Annotated in this window: 15 protein-coding genes, 2 tRNA genes and 1 pseudogene; 12 read left to right on the forward strand and 6 right to left on the reverse strand. The window is 65.2% G+C overall.

The genetic code is table 11. The features are described 5' to 3' along the window. Positions 1 to 226: 226 nt before the first annotated feature. Positions 227 to 889 (forward strand): peptidylprolyl isomerase, encoded by a 663-nt coding sequence (locus tag BMX37_RS00595; RefSeq protein WP_093663557.1) that lies wholly within the window; start codon positions 227 to 229, stop codon positions 887 to 889. A gap of 43 nt (positions 890 to 932) precedes the next feature. Here BMX37_RS00595 and BMX37_RS00600 read toward each other — a convergent pair whose 3' ends face one another. Beyond that, a complete protein-coding gene (locus tag BMX37_RS00600) occupies positions 933 to 1,130 on the reverse strand; it encodes a hypothetical protein (RefSeq protein WP_093663558.1) in 198 nt (65 codons plus the stop codon). Between the two features lie 4 nt (positions 1,131 to 1,134). Then, the gene (locus BMX37_RS18610; protein WP_170841780.1) at positions 1,135 to 1,296 is read right to left on the reverse strand and encodes a hypothetical protein; all 162 of its coding nucleotides are present in this window, start codon (positions 1,294 to 1,296) and stop codon (positions 1,135 to 1,137) included. A 149-nt stretch (positions 1,297 to 1,445) separates the two neighbouring features. On the opposite strand from BMX37_RS18610, the gene BMX37_RS00605 reads away from it, so the two are divergent. Both BMX37_RS00605 and tig read left to right on the forward strand, forming a co-directional pair. Next, positions 1,446 to 1,530: transfer RNA gene (locus tag BMX37_RS00605), tRNA-Leu, on the forward strand. A 60-nt stretch (positions 1,531 to 1,590) separates the two neighbouring features. Beyond that, on the forward strand, positions 1,591 to 3,312 hold the full coding sequence (tig, locus tag BMX37_RS00610) for a trigger factor (RefSeq protein WP_093663559.1): 1,722 nt from the start codon (positions 1,591 to 1,593) through the stop codon (positions 3,310 to 3,312). Positions 3,313 to 3,468: 156 nt separating this feature from the next. Here tig and BMX37_RS00615 read toward each other — a convergent pair whose 3' ends face one another. Beyond that, positions 3,469 to 4,065, reverse strand: a complete 597-nt coding sequence (locus BMX37_RS00615; RefSeq protein WP_093663560.1) for a DUF4328 domain-containing protein — start codon at positions 4,063 to 4,065, stop codon at positions 3,469 to 3,471. Positions 4,066 to 4,184: 119 nt separating this feature from the next. Between BMX37_RS00615 and BMX37_RS00620 the strand changes: the two genes are divergently transcribed. From BMX37_RS00620 to clpX, 3 genes are all read left to right on the forward strand, one after another. Next, complete coding sequence (locus BMX37_RS00620; protein WP_093663561.1) at positions 4,185 to 5,111, forward strand: glycosyltransferase family 2 protein; 927 nt, start codon at positions 4,185 to 4,187, stop codon at positions 5,109 to 5,111. Positions 5,112 to 5,220: 109 nt separating this feature from the next. Next, positions 5,221 to 5,910: an ATP-dependent Clp endopeptidase proteolytic subunit ClpP gene (gene clpP, locus BMX37_RS00625; RefSeq protein ID WP_093663562.1), complete on the forward strand. Its 690-nt coding sequence runs from the start codon at positions 5,221 to 5,223 to the stop codon at positions 5,908 to 5,910. 300 nt (positions 5,911 to 6,210) lie between these two features. Further along, positions 6,211 to 7,476, forward strand: a complete 1,266-nt coding sequence (gene clpX, locus BMX37_RS00630) for an ATP-dependent Clp protease ATP-binding subunit ClpX (RefSeq protein ID WP_093663563.1) — start codon at positions 6,211 to 6,213, stop codon at positions 7,474 to 7,476. Positions 7,477 to 7,563: 87 nt separating this feature from the next. On the opposite strand, the pseudogene BMX37_RS00635 reads toward clpX, so the two are convergent. Then, a pseudogene (locus BMX37_RS00635) lies at positions 7,564 to 7,754 on the reverse strand (IS5/IS1182 family transposase); the annotation flags it as partial. A gap of 1,341 nt (positions 7,755 to 9,095) precedes the next feature. Between BMX37_RS00635 and BMX37_RS00640 the strand changes: the two are divergent. Next, entirely contained in the window at positions 9,096 to 9,428 is a 333-nt protein-coding gene (locus BMX37_RS00640) for a hypothetical protein (RefSeq protein ID WP_093663564.1), read from the forward strand. Between the two features lie 13 nt (positions 9,429 to 9,441). On the opposite strand, the gene BMX37_RS00645 is transcribed toward BMX37_RS00640, so the two are convergent. Continuing rightward, the gene (locus BMX37_RS00645) at positions 9,442 to 9,729 is read right to left on the reverse strand and encodes a hypothetical protein (protein ID WP_170841781.1); all 288 of its coding nucleotides are present in this window, start codon (positions 9,727 to 9,729) and stop codon (positions 9,442 to 9,444) included. Beyond that, positions 9,726 to 11,435, reverse strand: a complete 1,710-nt coding sequence (locus BMX37_RS00650) for a M1 family metallopeptidase (RefSeq protein ID WP_093664192.1) — start codon at positions 11,433 to 11,435, stop codon at positions 9,726 to 9,728. Before BMX37_RS00650 ends, BMX37_RS00645 begins: the two co-directional genes overlap by 4 nt. Positions 11,436 to 11,556: 121 nt before the next feature. Here BMX37_RS00650 and lon point away from each other — a divergent pair, with 121 nt between their 5' ends. From lon to BMX37_RS00675, 5 genes are all read left to right on the forward strand, one after another. Then, positions 11,557 to 13,950, forward strand: coding sequence for an endopeptidase La (lon, locus tag BMX37_RS00655; RefSeq protein ID WP_093663565.1), 2,394 nt, complete (start codon positions 11,557 to 11,559; stop codon positions 13,948 to 13,950). A 137-nt stretch (positions 13,951 to 14,087) separates the two neighbouring features. Beyond that, a complete protein-coding gene (locus BMX37_RS00660) occupies positions 14,088 to 14,363 on the forward strand; it encodes an HU family DNA-binding protein (RefSeq protein ID WP_093663566.1) in 276 nt (91 codons plus the stop codon). A gap of 102 nt (positions 14,364 to 14,465) precedes the next feature. Continuing rightward, positions 14,466 to 14,540, forward strand: a tRNA-Val gene (locus BMX37_RS00665). Positions 14,541 to 14,744: 204 nt separating this feature from the next. Beyond that, positions 14,745 to 15,734, forward strand: a complete 990-nt coding sequence (locus BMX37_RS00670; protein WP_244501320.1) for an NADP-dependent oxidoreductase — start codon at positions 14,745 to 14,747, stop codon at positions 15,732 to 15,734. A 279-nt stretch (positions 15,735 to 16,013) separates the two neighbouring features. Then, positions 16,014 to 17,636 (forward strand): hypothetical protein, encoded by a 1,623-nt coding sequence (locus tag BMX37_RS00675; protein ID WP_093663567.1) that lies wholly within the window; start codon positions 16,014 to 16,016, stop codon positions 17,634 to 17,636. Positions 17,637 to 17,645 lie beyond the last annotated feature (9 nt).

Here is a 17,645-nt window from a genome sequence, read left to right on the forward strand (position 1 = left end):
AGCGGGGCCAATGGTCGTTGTGGGGTTGTGCGCCCGAACGATGTAAGAAGGTCAGGAGACCGCGGCCGAACGGTTTCGGATCATCGTCTTTACAGGTGGGGACCTTTGATGATGGTCCTTGAGGGTGCGATGATCTGGCATCGGCGAGTCCGTCGCCGTTGTCCTCACGGCACGTTCGCGCGCGGTCGGCGCAGACGGTCACAGGCCAGCCAAGGAGAGAATCACCATGACCAAGATGTGGGCAGTCATGCTGGCATGTGGTGTCGTCGCATCGCCGGTGGTCGCTCAGCAGGACGCGCCGCAGCCGGCTGTGCCGCCGCAACCTGCTGTGACGCCGGTACCGCCTCCTTCGCCGTTGCCGCGTGTGGCTCTCGACACCAGCGCGGGGCGGATCGTTATCGAGGCGGACACGGTTCATGCACCGATCAGCGCCGGAAATTTCCTGCGCTATGTCGACCAGAAGCGGCTCGATGGCCTGACCTTTTACAGGGACGTGAAGGTCCAGACCAACTTCGGCTTCGTCCAGTTCGGCGCGAACGGCGACCCGAAACGGTCGCTGCCACCCATCAAGCATGAGCCCACGACCGCGACCGGCTTGAAGCATGTCAGCGGCACGGTCTCGACCGCGCGCCTCGCGCCCGGCACTGCGCGCGGCGAGTTCACCATCGCGGTCGGTGATCAGCCCGGCTTCGATGCGGACCCGACAAAGCCGGGCGACAATCTCGGCTATGCCGCGTTCGGCCATGTGGTTGAGGGAATGGATGTCGTGACGGCCATCATGGATGCGCCAGTCTCACCGACGGCGACCTTGCGCGGGGCCTTCAAGGGGGAGGTGCCTGTGTCGGCGGTAAGGATCGTCACGGCGCGCCGGATCAGGGCAGGCGCATAAGAGGCGGGCGAGCGGGCCGGTCGGCCACGCTCCCCCTATTGTATCACTGCTGGGTAAGGTCCTGATTCTTGACCTCGCCACCCGTGCCGCTGTTGCCGTCGAATTCACCTGTGTCGGTGAAGCGGGCGGGCTCTTCGCCGCCTTCGCCGCGCGCTACGGCGTCGGAACGCGCCTCGACAGCCTGCTGAATGTCGGGACGCTCGTCTTCGCGATCAGGTGCGTTGGGATCGTTGGTCGCCATGGTGTCAGATCTCCGCCGGCTGGCTGGTGCCCGGATCGCTGGGCGACGTGCCGGGGGAGGGCTGGTCGATGTCGGGGCCGATCGGCGTCACTTCCGGGGGCGGGGCGTCGGGCGCCACAGGCTGCGACGAGGGGATGGGGCTTTCGGCGGGAGGCTGGGTAGCCATGATGTCTTCTCCTTCGGTCGCTCAACGCGCCGCGTGCAGCCGGGTTGCCTTGCGCGCTTGCCCCCGCGCGTCGGACTGGTATACACGCGCGCCCAAGGGAACCCTGCACGGCGCAACCGCGCGGGAAACCCAAACGACGGGTCCATCGTGCGGGCGTGGCGGAACTGGTAGACGCGCTGGATTTAGGTTCCAGTATCGCAAGATGTGGGGGTTCGAGTCCCTTCGCCCGCACCAGTGTCCGCCCGGCGCAAGGCGGACTCGACCACAAAGATTTCTCCAGATCAAAGGCCGATCATGCAGACTGTCGAGACGTTGAATGAGGGGCTGAAGCGCGCCTACACGCTGACCATCACCGCCGCGGATATCGACGCCAAGGTCGAGGCGGAAGTGAAGCGCGTCGCGCCGCAGGTCCGCATGCCCGGTTTCCGCCCCGGCAAGGTGCCGGCCAACCTCGTCCGCAAGATGCATGGCGAGGCGCTGGCGCAGGACGCGCTGAACAGCGCGATCCAGCAAGGCGTGCAGGATCTGATCGGCCAGAACGGCCTCCGCCCCGCGATGCAGCCGTCGGTCGAGCTGGGCGAAGGCTATGAGCGCGGCAAGGATGCCGAGGTGAAGGTCGCGCTGGAGGTCCTGCCCCAAGTGCCGGCGCCCGCGATCGATTCGCTGAAGCTGGAGCGGCTGACCGTGCCCGTCGCGGACGAGGCGCTGGACGAGCAGCTGAAGAAGTTCGCCGATCAGTCCAAGCGCTGGGACGACGCCGAGGACAAGGCGGCCGAAACCGGCGATCTGGTCACCATGGATTTCGTCGGGAAGACCGGCGACGTGGCGTTCGACGGCGGCACCGGCACCGACATGGCCGTCGAGATCGGCTCCGGTCGCCTGATCCCCGGTTTCGAGGACCAGCTGGTCGGCGTGAAGGCGGGCGACGAGAAGCAGATCTCCGTCACTTTCCCCGAGGATTATCAGGCCAAGGAACTGGCCGGAAGGCCGGCGACGTTCGACCTGACGATCAAGTCGGTCAAGACCGCCGGCGAGAGCCAGATCGACGACGAGCTGGCCAAGAACCTCGGTCTGGAAAGCCTTGAACAGCTCAAGGGGCTGCTGAAGGGGCAGATCGAGCAGGAGCATAATGGCCTGACGCGGACCTATATGAAGCGCAAGCTGCTCGACCAGCTGGCCGAGGGTCACGACTTCGAAGTGCCGCCGTCGATGGTTGAGGCGGAATTCGGCCAGATCTGGGCGCAGCTGGAGCATGAGGCGGGCCATGAGGCCGACCCGGAGAAGGCACGCGCCGACATGGAGTCCGACCGCGAGGATTACCGCAAGATCGCCGAGCGGCGGGTGCGCCTGGGCCTGCTGCTGTCGGAGATCGGCCAGGCGAACGGCGTCGAGGTGACGGCGCAGGAGATGAACCGCCTGATCGCGCAGGCGTCGCAGCAATACGGTCCCGAGGATCGCCAACGCTTCGTCCAGTACATCCAGCAGGAGCCGATGGCGGCAGCCCAGCTCCGCGCGCCCTTGTATGAGGACAAGGTCGTCGACTTCCTGTTCGACAAGGCGGAGATCACCGACCGCGAGACTACGCGTGAGGAGCTTGAAGCCGCGATCGAGAGCGAGGACGGTTTTGCCACGGGCACTCACGTCCATAACCACGATCATGACCATGACCATGACCATGACCATGACCATCATGGACATGATCACGATCACGCCGACCACGATCACGGCAATGCGGCGACCGACGCAGCGGCGACCGCGACCGAAGTGAACGATGCGGCCACCGACACCGCCGCCCCTGAGGCGGAGGCAAAGCCGGCCAAGGCGAAGAAGGCTGCCAAGCCCGTCGCCAAGGACGACAATGCCGGCGCCGAGGCGGAGCCCGCTCCGGTCAAGAAGCCGCGCGCCAAGAAGGTGGCCGAGGCCGAGCCCGCCGCTGCGGAAGGTGACGCCGCTGCCGCCGAGCCGGCGGCTGCCAAGAAGCCTCGCGCCAAGAAGGCCAAGCCGACCGAGGCCTGATCGCGTTCAGCCCGCTCCGGTTCGCCGGGGCGGGCTTCGCGGCCGATGAATGCAGGCGGGTTCAGGCTTTGCTCGGCGGCCCGATCGGTTTGCCCTTAGGTTCTACGTCCTGCGGCTTCACCCAATTTCCACCGACGGCGCCCTGTTTAGCCAGCCTTACGTGAAAATAGCTGCGAGGTTGAACTCCGCGATCCTTGCTTGACCAGCCGTGATCCGCCGGACCAGCAGGATCGCCGCCAGCGCCACCGCGATGTCGATCGCGGAAGAGATCGCCAGCATGGTCAGGTCGATATGATCGCGTTGCCCGGCGATGTTCATCAGGCTTCCCATGAGGCTGTTGGCCAGCCACAATGCCCACCACATACCCAACAACACGCTGTTCGTGTCGTAAGGGACGCGGCCACGGCTGGCGTTGTAGAGCTCACGCACACCCTGGTACGGCTTCACCAGATTGGCGAAGGGGATGAAGAACCACCAGATGCGGGACGCGGGGCTGAATTCCAGCCCATCCAGGTCGGCCTCGATCAGCCTCTGTCCCGCCTGATACAGCCACAGGGCGAACATCACCATCGTGGTGAGCTTGAACACCGCGGCGGCGTCGTCGATCATGCCGGCTAAGGGCGCAACATGCTCCATGTAGAAGGACGGAAAGACCCGGCTGGTGCCCAGGATAATGGGTGTCCACAGCGCGTTGATCGCGATCATCGCGACTACTGCGCCGCCAAGTCGTCTCAACCCTCGATTGTCCAGCATCTGCCACACCCCTGTTCGGGCGTCATGGTGACGTTCGCTCCGGTTCGCGTCAAAGGAGCGGGAACTGCAGGCTGCAAAAGACCATCGCCATCGCCCGGATCGGCGGTAAGGAACGCAGCATGACCCCGCGCATTGCCGTCCTGCTGCCCTGCTACAACGAAGAAGCCGCCATCGCGCAGACGGTGGGAGCGTTCCGCTCCGCGCTGCCCGACGCCGCGATCTACGTGTACGACAACAACAGCCGCGACCGGACGGTGGAGGTCGCCCGTGCGGCCGGCGCGATCGTTCGTCAGGAGCGTGTCCAGGGCAAGGGCGCGGTGGTGCGGCGGATGTTCGCCGACGTGGATGCCGACGTCTATGTCATGGCCGATGGCGATGCGACCTACGATGCCGCCTCCGCCCCCGCCATGGTGTCGCGGCTGATCGCGGAGCAACTCGACATGGTGGTCGGTGCGCGGGTGGGGCAGGCGAGCGCCGCTTACCGACGCGGCCATGTGTTCGGCAACCGGCTGCTGACAGGCATGCTGGCCCGGCTGTTCGGCCGCAGCTTTTCCGACATCCTGTCGGGTTACCGCGTGTTCTCGCGACGGTTCGTGAAGAGCTATCCCGCCTTGTCCACAGGCTTCGAGATCGAAACCGACATCTCTGTTCACGCGCTGGAGCTGCGCATGCCCGTGGGGGAGGTGGAGACGCCTTATTTCGAGCGGCCGGAGGGGTCTGCGTCGAAACTGTCCACCTATCGCGACGGCTGGCGCATCGTCCGCACCATCGCCACGCTGTACCGGATCGAACGGCCCCTGCTGTTCTTCGGCATCATCGGCGCGGCGTTGGCGATGCTGGCGGTGCTGCTCGCGATCCCGCTGGTCCTGACCTATGCCCGCACCGGGCTGGTCCCGCGCTTTCCGACGGCGATCGGGGCAACGGGTCTGGTGATCCTGGCGGCGCTGTGCCTGTTCGCGGGATTGATCCTCGACACGGTGGTTCGCGGGCGGCGAGAGGTCCGGCGCCTCGCCTATCTGCAGCTTCCGGCGCCGGGTGACGCCTGACGCGCACCGGTTCCGCCACCTTCTTCGCCGATGGCGCGGGTGGCGGGCTTGAAGTCCTCTCGCGACGGCGCGACATAGGCGCATCCAAAGGGCACAAGAGAGTTCTTCCATGCACAATCCGTTCGAGACCGGCGACTTTGCGGCACCCCTGGCGAATGCCGGCCTCGGTCTGCGCCCGACCAATGCCGGTCTGGTGCCCATCGTCATCGAGCAGTCGAACCGCGGCGAGCGTTCGTTCGACATCTTTTCCCGCCTGCTGCGGGAGCGGATCGTGTTCGTGACCGGCGGGGTGGAGGATGGCATGGCCAGCCTGATCACCGCGCAGCTGCTGTTCCTAGAATCGGAGAACCCGAAAAAGGACATTTTCATGTACATCAACTCGCCGGGCGGTGTCGTCACGGCGGGCATGGCGATCCATGACACCATGCAGTACATCCGCCCGCGCGTCGGCACTGTCTGCGTCGGTCAGGCCGCGTCCATGGGCAGCTTCCTGCTCGCCGCCGGTGAACCGGGCATGCGGGTCGCGCTGACCAACAGCCGGATCATGATCCACCAGCCCTCGGGCGGGGCGCAGGGCATGGCGTCCGATATCGAGATTCAGGCGCGCGAGATCCTGCGCATGCGCCACTTCCTCAACTCGCTCTACGCCAAGTACACCGGCAAGCCGCTGGAGGAGATCGAGCGCGCGATGGACCGCGACAAGTTCATGAGCGCCGAGGAGGCCAAGGAGTTCGGCCTGATCGACGAGGTTTTCGACAAGCGTCCGGCGCCGAGCGACGAGGCGGCTGCCGCGGCCTGATTTGTGATCCTGTCGACGCGCGAGAGGCTCCGCGCGTCGGCGGCTGTTCCCTTCCTGATGACTCGGGAGCGGCTTTTGCTCGCGATGATGGAGGATTAGTCGCCGTCAGCCGCATCGAGGGCGCGCAGCGGCCCGGGTGTTTACGCTTCTTGAAGCCGGCGTCGGCGATAATGATATGAGGGGCGCTTGGCGGTAGCCCGACGCACGGGCCGGACGCGTGGCGAATCTTTCGATTGAAGCGGGGAGTGGGAACGCTACACTCCCCATCCCGATGAGCGCTTCGGCGCAAGAGGTGAGTGAATGACGAAACTGTCCGGTGGCGACTCCAAGAGCACCCTGTATTGCTCCTTCTGCGGCAAGTCGCAGCACGAGGTGCGCAAGCTGATCGCTGGTCCCACCGTCTTCATCTGCGACGAATGCGTGGAGCTGTGTAACGACATCATCCGCGAGGAGACGAAGTCGGCGCTGGTGGCCAAGAAGGACGGCGGCGTGCCGACCCCGCAGGAAATCTGCAACGTCCTGGACGACTATGTGATCGGCCAGAAGCAGGCCAAGCGCGTGCTGTCGGTGGCGGTGCACAATCATTACAAGCGGCTGAACCACGGCGCCAAGGGCGCGGATGTCGAGCTGGCCAAGTCGAACATCCTGTTGGTCGGTCCGACCGGCTGCGGCAAGACGCTGCTCGCGCAGACGCTGGCCCGCATCCTCGACGTGCCGTTCACCATGGCCGACGCGACCACGCTGACCGAGGCCGGCTATGTCGGTGAGGATGTCGAGAACATCATCCTGAAGCTGCTCCAGGCGAGCGACTATAATGTCGAGCGGGCGCAGCGCGGCATCGTGTACATCGACGAGATCGACAAGATCAGCCGCAAGGCGGAGAATCCGTCGATCACCCGCGACGTGTCGGGCGAGGGCGTGCAGCAGGCGCTGCTCAAGCTGATGGAGGGCACCACCGCATCGGTGCCGCCACAGGGCGGCCGCAAGCATCCGCAGCAGGAGTTCCTGCAGGTCGACACAACGAACATCCTGTTCATCTGCGGCGGCGCGTTCTCAGGTCTGGAAAAGATCATCGGCGACCGTCTGCAAGGCAAGTCGATCGGCTTCGGCGCCTATGTCGCGGCGCCCGAAGAGAAGCGGACGGGTGAGGTTCTGCGGCAGACCGAGCCGGAGGATCTGCTGAAGTTCGGGCTGATCCCAGAGTTCGTCGGCCGTCTGCCGGTAATCGCGACGCTGGAGGATCTGGACGTCGAGGCTCTCATCAAGATCCTGACGGAGCCGAAGAACGCGTTGGTCAAACAGTATCAGAAGCTGTTCGACATGGAGGAGGTGCATCTCGGCTTCACCGACGATGCGCTGACTACGGTGTCGAAGAAGGCGATCGAGCGGAAGACGGGTGCTCGCGGCCTCCGCTCCATTCTGGAGAGCATCCTGCTCGATACGATGTTCGACCTGCCGAGCATGGACGGCGTGGACGAGGTGATGATCGACAAGGACGTCGTGGAAGGCCGCAAGGAACCGATCCGGGTCTATGCCGAGAAGAAGAAGGCGGGCGACGCAGCCTGATATTGGTTGCCGGTTGAAGCGGTCGTGATGGGGGATGTGTTGTTCTCGCATCGCGGCCGCTTCGGCCCGGAAGAAGTTCGCCTCGTCTTAGGCCGTAGGCTCGTAAGCTAGCAGCCAGAGCCTCATTGAGGCGAGTTGGACCATAGCGAGGAAGTTGACGGCGAGCTTGTCGTCGCGGGTGGCTACGCGGCTGAAGTGCTTCGACTTGGAGGAGAACCCCTCGATCAGGTTGCGCCGCGGTAGAGCGGCTTGCTGAAGCATGGCTTCCAGCGCCTGTTTGGATCGGAACGGAAGCTCGAAGCGCCAGATAGCTCACCAGCAGCGCCAGCACGCAAGACACGCCCCAGGCAGACCAGAACTCTCGTCCGGTTTCTGTATCTCGCTAGATCCGGAAGCTAGGCGTGTAGATATATCCTGCCGCCGCCGAGCACAAACGCCTCCCCAAATGAGCGCCCGGACGATGTACTAAAACTTACCGGCGCCGGCCGGCCCAAGCGCACCATAGAGAGCGACGGCGGCTACACCCGCCACCAACGCAACGATCGGCCGCCTGACCATCCGCAACGTGCGATGATCATATCGCACTCACCATCCGCCACCTACGCGTTTATGGGTTCACGACCTAGACGGGTAAGGTCACCTTTTTACCGTGACCTATCCGTCGGCATGATGCCTGCGGTACCGCCCGCGGGATCGCGCAGACTTCGCTGGCTTATGGCCCGGCCTGTAACCGAAGCACCGACGCTCCAGCGTGCTATACCGCAGCCTAGGCCATAGTTCGGTCTCGCAATTGGGTAGGACTATGCCCTCGCAATGCGCCGCGAGCGGGGGTGACCTTGCCTGCTCTACGCTCGCGAACGCAGAGCAATCACTTGTTTGGCACCTGTCCGACGAGCATCAGGCTCTGCCGTGTTTTGGCACAATCCTCGACGGCATTGTCGAACAATTTGGGAGAGGCGCTTGAGCTGCATGTTTTCTCTTCAGACGCCGTCGACTGACGCGTTTGCCAATGATCCATGCCACGGTATCCGACCTCTCACGCGTGCAATGCCGATCTTCTGCCGCCGTGTTCGTGAACTAGGTCGACGGTCTTCATAGAGCGCTTCTGCCTGCGCAACGGCGCGACAAATTCTCTCTAGCCGCCCTCTGCTTCACGTCCGGTTCCCCTGACAGAAGGGCATGGCCCGAAATGGCGGAGCTTGGGACAGGGTCGGTTTGGGAACCCGCTTGGCTAATCAGCGCCTCGTGCGCGGTCGGAAGCGTACTCATGGCGCCTGCAAAGTGGGCGTGGCCAACGTAACGCGCCTGCTCTGATATCTCGTTCGGTGGGCCGAACGGCTCTACGCGCCTTTCGACCGTATGCTGGCATCTACTGACGCCTCTTTCGAGAAGTGAGCACTGGCCGGCGCGTCCCGAGTCGAGTCGGTCAAGCGGCGGAACATCGGCTGCTATTACGTATATCGTCGAAGCTGAACTGTTCGCCTCGGACGCATTACAGTTGAACGGTTCGTGGCGCGGGACAGGCGGAGGTGCAGGCCTGTTCTTCGCCCTCTCATGACGTGCGAAGTTGAACAACCGTTCATCTTGACTCGGCTACATGAGCAGCATGGGAGGGCGGCATGGCCACGCGTTTCACTGTTGATCGTCGGGTGCACCCGGCGCTGGTTGAAAACCGCGCCGCGTTGCGGCGACCGACCGCGCATGTCCAGCTGATCGGGGCAGGAGAGGGCGCGCAGCCCTTGGCCGCGATGCTGCTCGACATTTCGCCTTTCGGATGCCGCATGCTGTGCGCCGGCGCGTCGGAGGCGGGCAGCCGATTGGTGCTGCGCTTCGATGATGGCGAGGAAGCGGCCATCGAGTTGATCTGGCGCGAGGCGGGGCTGGCCGGATGCCGTTTCGAAAGGTCGATTGCCCGCACGTTGGTGCGGCGCCTGACGCTGGCCCTGCAATAAGCCGCGCGGCTGGTTACTTGCGGCGCGGACGGAGGCTGGCGGCCAAGGCCAGTCCGGCGGCGATCTGCGCGACCCCGTAAAGGCGCCGGCGGCCGGGTCGCCCACCAAACGGTTTCACCAGCGCGTCCACCGCCGCGACGTCCGACCGCCACAGGTCGACGTGACGTACCGCCTGGATCAATCCCAGCGCGCCGTCGCCGATCATGAACACGGCCGCCATTTCCGCCGCGCGCTTCAGACCGATCGACAGGTTGCTCTCCGCATCGTTGGCGTCATGCGTGGGTGAGTCTCTGTCGTTCATTTCTTCGCCCTTTGCTGCGCCTGATAGGCCTGGAATGCTTCAACCGCCGGACTGCGGCGAAGGATGCGCGCCCAGGGGTCGATGACGACATGGCCGTCGGCGGGTACGTCGATGCTGACGGGGGGAGTGACCCGCCGCACGGTCCCGTTCACCTCGACGTCGACGGGCATCGGGAAAGCGCCGCCGCCCGGTGCAGCCCAGGTCAGCGACAGGCGACCGGCTGTGCGGCGCTCGATCAGGTCCGGCAGCGCGGCCTGTCGCAGATAAACTTCGAAAAACCAGCCATAATCCTTGCCCGTGACCTCCCGAACGATGCGCTGAAACTCGGCCGTGGAGCCAAAGCGCGGGGCGAAGTTGCCGGGTCTGGGATCGGGTCGGCCATAGACGGCGCGGCGGGTGATCGCCCAGAAGTCCTTGTCACCGACCAACCAGCGCAGCGTGTGCAGGACCCACGCGCCCTTGTAATAAATGTCCTGGGCCGGGCCGCCCTTCGCATCCTCATAGACCTCCTCCTCCGTGACCTCGCGGCCGCGCACCAGCGGCTGCTTGTTCAGGATGCGGTTGCGCTGGTCGAGCATCATCGCGGCGTAGCGCGCCTCGCCCTCCCGCCAGAGCGCGTAGGCGGGCTGCATGTACTCGGCATAGCCCTCGTGCAGCCAGTAATCGTCCCAGTCCGCGGCGGTCAGCTGGTTGCCGAAATACTCGTGCGCGAACTCGTGCTGAAACAGCCAGTCGAACCCCTCCGGCGCCTTGGCATAGCCGTTGCCGTAGGCATTGATCGTCTGGTGCTCCATGCCCTTGTGCGGCGTTTCGACCACGCCCAGCTTTTCGTCGCCAAAGGGGTAGGGGCCGATGTTCGCCTCGAAGAAGTCGAGGGTCGGCGCGAACTCGGCGAACAGCCCCTCCGCCTGGCGCCGCTCGCCGGGCAGGTACCAGTAATGCATGGGGATGGTGTTGCCGTATCGGCTGCGATAGCCGCCCGCGACCTCCTCATACGGTGCGACGTTGAGAGCGATGGCGTAAGTGTTGGGCTGCTTCACCCGCCAATTCCACCGCGTGCGCCCGTCGGGCAGCGCATCGATGCCGAGCAGCACGCCGTTGCTGGGTGCTTTCAGCCCCGCAGGCACGGTGATGTGGATCGTCGCGACTGCCGGTTCCCCGGTCGGGAAGTCGAGGCAGGGCCAGAACAGGTCGCAGCCATAGCCCTCCGCCGTTGTGGCGAACCAGGTGCGTCCATCGGGCGTCTTCGACCACACCATGCCGTCGTCCCACGGCGCGTTGACCGCGATGTGCGGCGTGCCCGCATAGCCGATCCGTGCGACGATCCGCTCCCCCCGGGCCGCCGGGCGCGGCAGGCGGATGGCGAGCTGTCCCTGTGGATTGCTCCACGCCGATCGTGCCAGCGGCTGATCGTTGATGCTGATCGCGCTGACCGGCAGGTTGCGGTCGAGGTCGACCAGCAGGCGCGACAGCGGCGCGGTGGCGGTAAAGGTCAGCGTCGCGACCCCGTTCAGCGCCTGGCGATCGGGTAGCACCTCGAATTGCAGGTCCGCCGAGTCGAACCGAAGCGCAAGTTGCTCCGCCGGGCGCATGCCCCCCGATCGCTGCGTTTGTTCGCTGATTGCCGGCTCTCCCTTTTTCAGCGGCACGGTGCCGGCGAGCAGCAGGGGCGTCAGGGAAAGGGCGGCGAGAAGGCGGAGGCGCATGTCCGTCGTTCGCCGCATCGGTGTCGATCGGTCAAGCGTCGTCGGGCAATTGATGGACTGGCAACCCTCCCCATATACAAGCGGTAAGGGGTGGCCGCGTTCGGCACCCGCCGGAGTGTGCATGACCCATTTTCCCGTTCTGCCCCTGAGGGACATCGTGGTGTTCCCCCAGATGATCGTTCCGCTGTTCGTGGGACGCGACAAGTCGGTCGCGGCGCTTGAGGCGGCAATGGCCGCCGACAAGGAAATCTTTCTGGTAGCGCAGCTCGACCCGGCGGAGGACGACCCCGCGCGCGGCGATCTGTACGAAGTGGGTGTCACCGCGTCGGTGCTGCAATTGCTGAAGCTGCCCGACGGCACGGTACGCGTGCTGGTCGAGGGCAAGGCACGCGCGCGGCTGGGCGAGCTGGCGCCAGTCGAAGGATATCTGACGGCCACCGTCGAGACGATCGACGAGGTGGAGGCGCAGGGCACCGACGTCGAGGCGCTGATGCGCTCCGTCGTGTCGCAGTTCGAAAGCTATGCCAAGCTGAACAAGAAACTGCCGGCGGAAACCGCGGTGCAGTTGGGCGAGATTGACGATGCCGCGCGCCTGTCGGACGCGGTCGCCGCGAACATCAACGTCAAGGTCGCCGACAAGCAGGCGCTGCTGGTCGAGGTCGATCCCGCCAAGCGGCTGGAGATGGCCTTCGCCCTGATGGAGGGCGAATTGGGCGTCCTGCAGGTCGAGAAGAAGATCAAGAGCCGCGTCAAGCGCCAGATGGAGAAGACGCAGCGCGAATATTATTTGAACGAACAGTTGAAGGCGATCCAGCGCGAGCTGGGCAATGAGGGCGAGGAGGGCGATGGCGACGAGATCGCCGAGCTGACTCAGAAGATCGCCACGCTGAAGCTGTCGAAGGAAGCGCGGACCAAGGCGACGTCTGAGCTGAAGAAGCTGAAGTCGATGGCGCCGATGAGCGCCGAGGCGACGGTGGTGCGCAACTATCTGGACGTGTTGCTGGGCCTGCCCTGGGGCAAGAAGTCGAAGATCAAGCGCGACATCGCCGCGGCGCAAGCCGTGCTGGACGAGGATCATTACGCGCTGGAGAAGGTCAAGGACCGTATCGTCGAATATCTCGGCGTGCAGGCGCGTACCAACAAGCTGAAGGGGCCGATCCTGTGCCTTGTCGGCCCTCCGGGCGTAGGCAAGACCAGCCTGGGCCAGTCGATCGCGAAGGCGACGGGCCGCGAGTTCATTCGGCAGAGCCTGGGCGGCGTGCGGGATGAGGCGGAAATCCGCGGTCACCGGCGCACCTATATCGGATCGCTGCCGGGCAAGATCGTGACCAACCTGAAAAAGGCCGGCGCGTCCAACCCGCTGTTCCTGTTCGACGAGATCGACAAGCTGGGCCAGGATTTCCGGGGTGACCCCGCCTCCGCGCTGCTGGAGGTGCTGGACCCGGAGCAGAACGCTAAGTTCAACGACCATTATCTCGAGATCGACATCGACCTGTCCGACGTGATGTTCGTGTGCACCGCGAACACGCTGAACCTGCCGCAGCCGCTGCTCGACCGGATGGAGATCATCCGGCTGGAAGGGTATACGGAGGACGAAAAGGTCGAGATCGCCGAGCGGCACCTGATCGCAAAGCAGATCGAGGCGCACGGGCTGAAGAACGGCGAGTTCACGCTGACCAACGAGGGCCTGCGCGCGCTGATCCAGCGCTACACCCGAGAGGCCGGCGTCCGCACGCTGGAGCGCGAAATCGCGAAGCTGGCGCGCAAGGCGCTTCGTCAGATCCTGGAAGGGAAGGCGAGCAGCGTCACGATCACGCCGGACAATTTGCACCAGTTCGCGGGCGTGCAGAAGTTCCGCCACGGCCTGTCGGAAACGGAAAACCAGATCGGCGCGGTCACCGGGCTCGCCTGGACGGAAGTGGGCGGCGAGTTGCTGACCATCGAAAGCGTCACCGTGCCGGGCAAGGGCGCGGCGAAGCTGACCGGCAAGCTGGGCGACGTCATGAAGGAGTCGATCGAAACGGCCTTCTCCTTCGTGAAGGCGCGTGCGCCCAGCTATGGCATCAAGCCCAGCCTGTTCAATCGCAAGGACGTGCACATCCACCTTCCCGAAGGTGCGACCCCGAAGGATGGACCGTCCGCCGGCATCGGCATGGTCACGTCGATCGTGTCGACCATGACGGGTATCCCGATCCGGCGCGAAGTGGCGATGACCGGCGAAGTCACGCTGCGCGGTCGGGTTCTGCCGATCGGTGGGCTGAAGGAGAAGCTTCTCGCGGCCCTGCGCGGCGGGATCGAGACGGTGCTGATCCCACAGGAGAACGAAAAGGATCTTGCCGACATCCCGGCCAATGTGAAGGAAGGTCTGACCATCGTGCCGGTCAGCCATGTCGACGAGGTGCTGCGGCTCGCGCTCACCGAGCCGCTTGAGGCGATCGACTGGACCGATGCGGACGAACTGGCTGCGTTTCCCCCCGCGCCAATCGCACCGGCGGGTGGTGAATTGCATCATTAGAGCCCGTGGGCGTGGTGGTTGAGCGCGATCAGGGCGGTGGCTGTTGACTCAGGTTAGGACCATCGCCTTACTTGCGCCGCGTTCCGCCAGGGCGATTCCGGCGGAGTCGCGGCGTTCCACCACGGGGGTTTGAGTAGATGAACAAGCAGGAGCTGATCGCGACGGTCGCCGACACGTCGGGCCTGACCAAGGGCGACGCCGTCAAGGCGGTGGAGGCGGTGTTCGACGCGATCGGCGGCGCGCTGAAAAAGGGCGACGAGGTCCGGCTGGTCGGTTTCGGCACCTTTTCGGTTTCCAAGCGCAAGGCGTCGAGCGGCCGCAACCCGCGCACCGGCGAACCGATGACGATCAAGGCGTCGAGCCAGCCCAAGTTCAAGGCGGGCAAGGTGCTGAAGGACTCGGTCAACATCTGATGCGTGCCGGCGCCGGGTCGATGATTTTCGATCTGGACAGGGGGCGGGGCGCCGTCTAGAGGCCCGCTTCCGGTTTGCGGATGGTCAGCCATCCAGGGGATCGGGCGCGTAGCTCAGCGGTAGAGCACACCCTTCACACGGGTGGGGTCACAGGTTCAATCCCTGTCGCGCCCACCATCTACAGGCCCGTTGCCCGGTGGCAGCGGGCCTTTTTCTGTTCGCGGTTCGCAGCGGCAATTCCGCGGTAGAGTGCGACTGTTGTTCGGACTGGCGTTCAGACCCGGTATCGGCGGGTCGGCAGCGGACCAGTAACGGTGCGTGCAGGGCATGGGACCGCAAGCGACGTTCAACCGTTCGGCACGCACAAGCAGGAGCGTGCCCATGACCAGTCCCGCCGACACTTCCTCCGACAGCAACATGTCCGATGCCGATACGACCGCAGTGTCGGTCGTGCTGCAAGGGTTCGGCGGCGCGGATGCGTTGTCGGTCGAGCGAACGCCGATCCCACAGCCCCGGGACGACGAGGTGCTGGTCCGCGTCCGCGCCGCCAGCGTCAATCCGGTCGATTACAAGATCGCGCAGGGCGAGTTTCCACCCGTCGGCGAGGACGACTTGCCCAAGATCATGGGCCGCGATCTGGCGGGAACGGTGGAGGCGGTGGGCACGCGCGCGCATTACATGGTGCGTCATGGCGACCGCGTGATGGCGCATATCGGTTTTGATCGCGGCGCGCAGAGCGAATATGTCGTCGCCAAGGCAACCGAGTTTGTCGGCCTGCCCGAGGGGGTGTCCTTTGTCGATGCGGCCGGCGCCGGGCTTGCCGCGATGACGGCATGGCAGGGGTTGTTCGACCATGGCGGGCTGGACGCCGGGCAGACCGTGCTGATCCATGGCGGCGCGGGCGGCGTCGGGCATCTGGCGGTGCAGTTGGCGAAGTGGAAAGGGGCCACGGTGATTGCGACCGCGTCCTCCGGCGATCTCGACTTCGTCCGATCGCTCGGGGCGGACACGGTGGTCGATTACAAGGCGGATCGCTTCGAGGATGTGGCGAACGATGTGGACGTGGTGTTCGACCTGATCGGTGGCGAGACCGGGGAGCGTTCCCTGGCAGTCCTGCGCGAAGGGGGCATCCTGGTGTCGACCTTGCAGCCGCCTGCTGACGATGCAAAGCAGGGCCGCAACGTCCGGATCGCGCCACGCTACATGGCAGAGCCCAACGCGGCTCAATTGGGTCAGATCGCTGACCTGATGGCCGCTGGGACGGTCAAGGTAACGGTTGCCGAAACGTTTCCCATCGTGCGGGCGGCAGACGCTTACCGTGACCAGGAGTCCGGTCATCCGCGCGGCAAGATCGTCCTGACGCTGGATTAGCGGCGTTCGGCGCCTGCAGGGTGAGAGTGCCTGACCGCGCTATGGAGGGGGAGCGTAGGTTCGTCATCATCCGGGCGTCGCGCGTCGGTACGCGCCTCCGTTCCTCCCGCTGTCACAATATCGTCATCGCGGCGTCATCCAGGCGTCACGCAAAGCCAACCTAGCCGTCACACGAGCCGCCTAGATCGGCGTCCGGCGGTCGGCGGCGGGGCGAACTTTCGCGTCGATCACAACTGGGCATCAGCCCGGCGGACACAGATCGACAGGGAGTTTACGGCAATGGCGGTCCTCAAGCGGAGTGCGACGCGTCTTCTGGTCAGCACCGCATGCGCGGCGCTCGCGGGCTGCGGCGGTGCGGACAATGTGGCGTCGCCGGGTGCAGGCACGATCGTCATCAACCCGCCGGCCGTGACGCCGACGCCCACCCCGACGCCGACGCCGACCCCCAGCGCCATCACCGCCGCGCAGTTCGCGTCGACATCGGGCGGCAATTCCACGATCAGCATCACCGCCGACGAGCAGCTGGCGATCGTGAAGGCCGGGACCAACAACAATGTCGATGGCGTCGGCACAGGCATCAACGGTGTCTATCCGACCAGCAGCACATCGCTGACCACCGCGACCGATCCGTCGACGCTGAACAGCTTCTTCACCTCGACCAACTATGTCGGCGCGCTCAACGGAGCGAGCGATACCGCTTTCCAGGGCTGGACCTGCAACTCCACCTCGGCGGAGTTCGGCGGATCGGGTGCGCGCTGCACGGCGGTGCCGGCGGTCGGTACCGGCGGCTCCGCGGCGGCGTGCCCGACCGGGACGATCGACGACGGTCTGGTGCAGACGTTCCGCGCGTGCCGACTGCCGACGGTCATCACCGCCAGCCTGACGCTGCCGAAGATCGCGGGCGTGTACTATCGCCTGCGTGGCCAGACGGAGGTCGGCACCGATGTCGGCACTACCGGCGCGGACAGCGGGATCACGCTCACCATCCAGCCGGGCGTCGTGATCGCGGCCGACTCGACGGAGGCGACCAACGACCTGCTGATCGTCAATCGCGGATCGAAGATCTCGGCGGTCGGCACGCGCGACAACCCGATCATCTTCACCTCGCAGCAGAACCTCGCCAACAACGGCGTGTCGGACGCGACGCAGGGTCAGTGGGGCGGGATCATCCTGCTCGGTCGCGCGCCGATCGGCGTGTGCGCGGCGGGCACAGGGCCGAACAATGCGGGCGGCACCTCCACCACCTGCCAGCAGGCGATCGAGGGCGTCACCGGGCGCTTCTACGGCGGCCCGACCGCGGCGGACTCGAGCGGCCAGATGAGCTACGTCCAGATCCGTTACTCAGGCATTGCGATCAGCGACGGCAACGAGTTGCAGGGCCTGACGCTGGGCGGCACGGGCTCGGGAACCGTGCTGGATCACATCCAGAGCCACAATTCGGCCGATGACGGCATCGAGATCTTCGGCGGCACCACCAACATCAAGTACATCGCGGTGACCGGCGCGGACGACGACGGCTTCGACATCGACAACGGCTATCGCGGCTTCATGCAGTTCATGATCGCGGCACAGCGCGTTCTGGGTGCGACCGCCGACAGCTTCTCTACTGAGATCGACTCGAACGGTGCGGAGGACCTGCTGCCGCGTACGTTCGCCAGCTACGCCAACTTCACCTTCATCCAGACCGCGCTGGCACCGGCTGCGATCCGTCAGCGCGGCGGATCGGACATGCGCTTCGTCAACGGAATCGTGAAGTCGCCGGGCAACGTCGCCTGCGTCAACTTCATCGCACAGGAAGCGAGCCAATCGGACCGCTCCACCGTGCGGCCGAAGGACGACAGCAAGCAGGACTTCGGCCCACCCTCGTTCAACTCCGTCTACTTCGCCTGCAACGGCCGCTGAGGCGACCCG

The organism is Sphingomonas gellani, assembly GCF_900110035.1.
Taxonomy (GTDB): Bacteria; Pseudomonadota; Alphaproteobacteria; order Sphingomonadales; family Sphingomonadaceae; genus Sphingomonas; species Sphingomonas gellani.